Genomic DNA, 3,442 nt, shown 5'->3' with positions numbered 1-3,442 from the left:
GGGACGTCCCCGGGGGACACCTCCGGCGGAACGCCCCCCGGGGACACCTCGGGGGGAACCACTCCGGGGGACACCTCCGGCGGAACCACCCCAGGGGACACCTCGGGGGACACCTCGGGGGACACCTCCGGCGGAACACCTCCGGGGGACGCCTCCGGCGGGACCCCTCCCGAAGACGCCTCCGGCGGAACCACCCCCGGAGGCGCCTCCGGTGAGACGGCCACGGACACGCCGCCGTCGAACGGCTCCCCCGCGGATCCCGGCACGGACCCGGCCACGGGGCCGTAGGCGGCCCCGGACGGAGTCCGGGCACGGGAGGGATCGGGAACCGGGCGCCTCCCCTCCCGGGAGCCGGGTCCGTCCCCGCGGCGAAGCGGGCCCCTCACCGGCAACCGCCGAGCGGGTCCGGAGGCCCACCCGCGCGGGAGGCGCCCGGCGGGCGGGCGCGGGCGCCGGACGGCGGTGGCACCTCCGGGAAGCGCCGCGGCGGCCGGGCACCGGCCTCCCGCGACCGCACCCGCGACCGCACCCGGGGCCCTTCCCGCCCTCCGTCCGGGTGATCCCGGGGACCGGCCCCCGGGGCCGTCCGGGGGACGGACGACGGACCGGCGGCGGGAGCCGGCCGGGGGNCGGCGGGGGCCGGCGGNCCNTCCGGGCCCCGCGACGGCGGGGAGGCCGGCGGCCCGCCCCCTGGGCGACCGGTCCGAAGCGGCCGGAATTCACCGGCGGCGGACCGTGACCCGGGGGCGCCTCGGCAGTTGTTCCGGGCATGAAGAAGCGCAGCATGCTCGCGGTGGCGTCCCTCGCCGCCGGCGTCGTCACGTCCCTGCTCACCCCGTCCTCGCACGCCGCCGTCGGCAGCGGCCTGCCCGAAGCGGGCACCATGGTCGGCGCGGACGACGTCACGGCACTGGTCGACGGTGTCACCGGGAAGGCCTCGCAGGGCCTCGCCCCCCACACGGCCGGCGAGACCGTACGGCACTGACCCCTCTCCCCNNNCNCCCCACCCGCCGCGCGGCGTTCCGGCCGCGCGGCGGTGCCGTGTCCGGGAGCCGCGACCCGCGGCGCCGGTCGCCCGGCCGGTGGAGGGCGCCCCGGTCAGCCGGGGGCGTCGGCCCGGTCGGCCGGGGCCGCGCCGGAGGGACCCGCCGGAGCCGTGTTGATGACCGTGGCCAGCTGGGCGCGGGACCGCACGTCGAGCTTCTGGTAGATGCGCGTCAGCCGCGCCTCGACGGTCTTGACGCTCAGGTAGAGCCGGGCCGCCGCCTCCTGGTTGCTCGCCCCCTGCCCCACCATCCGCGCGAGGCGCACCTCCGCCTCGGTGAGCCGGGACAGCGCGCCCGCCCCCACGGGGGCCGTCTCGGCGCGGGACGGCCCCTCGGCGACCAGTTCCAGCCAGGGCGCCGCCCCGGCCCGTTCGAAGACGGCGACCGCCGCGTTCAGCGCCTGCTGGGCCGCGGAGCGCCTGCGCCGCCGCCGCTCCACCCGCGCCAGGGCGATCAGGCACCGCCCCTGCTCCAGTACGAGGCCGTGCGCGGCGAACCGCTCGGCGGTCTCCACGAGCAGCGCGGCCGCCTCCTCCGGCCGGCCGGCCGCCGCCAGGCACTGCGCCCGGGCGCGGGCGCAGCCGAGCAGCACCGTCGTACGGCCGAGGCGCTCGGCGACCGGGGACACCTCGTCGAGCAGGCGCTCGGCCTCCTCCCGGGCGTCGTGGGCGAGGAGGACCTCGGCGAGCTCCTCGTGCCAGCGCAGCAGCGACGGGTCGACGGTCCGCAGGGTGCGCTCGCCCTCCTGGACCCGGCGCAGCGTGTCCAGCGCGGCGGCGACGTCCCCGGTGACGAGCTGGACCCGGCCCAGGACGTACAGCGCGCGGGAGAGGAAGACCCGGTCGCCCTCCTCCTCCGACGCCTGGGCGCTGCGCCGGGCGTAGCTCATGGCGCGGGCGAAGGAGCCGCCCGCCGTCTCCGCGAGGGCCAGCGTGTACCAGGCGGGGCCGGGCGACAGGCCGGCCTCCAGGGTGAGGGCGAGGGAGCGGTGGGCGTGCTGGAGGGCGGCGGCGCACTGGCCGAGGCGGGCCTCGACGGCGGCGAGGGTGTGGAGCAGCTCGATGGCGTCCTCGACGGAGCCGCGCCGTTCGACCAGCGGGAGGAGGGCGTTGATCTCGTCGCGGGCCTCGGTGAGCCGGTCGTCGAAGAGGGCGTGGCGGATCGTCAGGATCTGGGCGGCGTTGCGGACTCCGAGGGGCCGGTCGGCCCTCTCCAGGGCGCGGGCCTCGGCGAGGGTCCGCTCCGCGTCGGGCGAGCCGAGGACGCGGTCCATGCGGGCCTTCTGGGTGAGTGCCTGCGCGGCGGTGCGGCGGTCGCCGACCGAGGCGGCGAGGGCGGCGGACTCGACCGCGGCGGCGTGCGAGCGGACCGGGTCCGCGTCGGCGAGGACGTGCTTGACGGAGAGGCGCAGTTGGACGGCGGCCCGCAGGGCCGGCGAGCCCTCGGAGTCCTCCATCGCGTGGACGTACAGCTCGTCGAGGTCGGTGAGGCCCTGGCTCGCGGTGTCGATGACGGCGAGCCGGGCCCGTACCCGGTCCTCGGGCGCGGCGTCGCGGGCGAGGAGGTCCGCGGCGGCGCGCAGGGCGAGGTCGGCGCGGGCGGCGCGGGCGGCCTCCTCGGCGGCGTCGGCGAGCCGGGCGATGCGGCGGCCGCCGAGGTGGACGGGGGTCAGCTCGGCGGCGAGCAGGGCCAGTTCGGCGGCGAGGGCGTTGTTGCCCCGGCGGCGTACGGTCTCCGCGGCGGCGGCGACCTCGGCGGCGAGGCCCTCGTCGGGGACGTCGGTGGCCAGCGCCCGGTGCCGGACGGCCTCGACGGGGTCGTCCACGACGCGGGCGAGCGCGGTGTGCGCCCGGCTCCGCGAGGTCCAGCAGGTGTCGTGGACGAGGGTCGTGGGGAGCAGCCCGGCGGTGAAGGCGACAGCGCCGTCCTCGGTGAGCGAGATCAGCCCGGCCCGCTCGGCGGCGACGAGTTCGGCCTCGGCGGTGGGCCGGCCGGCCCGGCGGACGAGGGCGGTCGTGGGGCGCAGGGCGAGCGCGGCGAGGAGGAGCGCGGCGCGCACCGGCGGCGTCGCGGGGGCCAGCATCCGGCGGGCGAGGTCGCGGGCGCGGCCGGACAGCGGCAGCGCCTCGGCGTGGTGCACGGGGGTGCGGGCGTCGGCCAGGGAGCGCCCGACGGCCAGGGCCAGGCGGGGGTTGCCGCCGCTCGCCTGGTGGATGCGGCCGGCCATGCGCGAGGCGAGCCGGTGGTGGGCGAGGAGTTCGGCGATCTCGTCGGCCTGGAGCGGCGGGACGAGCAGTACGTCGGCCTCGGAGGGGACCCACAGGGCGGCGGGCGGGCCGCCGGCGTCCGGGCCNGCGGCNGGCGGCCCCGGCCACGGGCCGGTGCCGGGGCTGTCC

General features: G+C 79.7%; 1 protein-coding gene and 1 pseudogene. One reads left to right on the top strand and one right to left on the bottom strand.

Annotated features, from left to right (window positions below):
- Positions 1-769 precede the first annotated feature (769 nt).
- A complete protein-coding gene (locus MW084_RS23315; RefSeq protein ID WP_010471775.1) occupies positions 770-985 on the top strand; it encodes a hypothetical protein in 216 nt (71 codons plus the stop codon).
- 113 nt (positions 986-1,098) lie between these two features.
- Here MW084_RS23315 and MW084_RS24685 read toward each other — a convergent pair.
- Positions 1,099-3,399: pseudogene (locus MW084_RS24685) on the bottom strand (helix-turn-helix transcriptional regulator); the annotation flags it as partial.
- Positions 3,400-3,442 lie beyond the last annotated feature (43 nt).

Origin of the sequence: Streptomyces sudanensis (assembly GCF_023614315.1) — a bacterium.
GTDB lineage: Bacteria > Actinomycetota > Actinomycetes > Streptomycetales > Streptomycetaceae > Streptomyces > Streptomyces sudanensis.
Note: the sequence above shows the minus strand (reverse complement) of the source record. Positions and strands in the feature narration are given on the sequence as shown.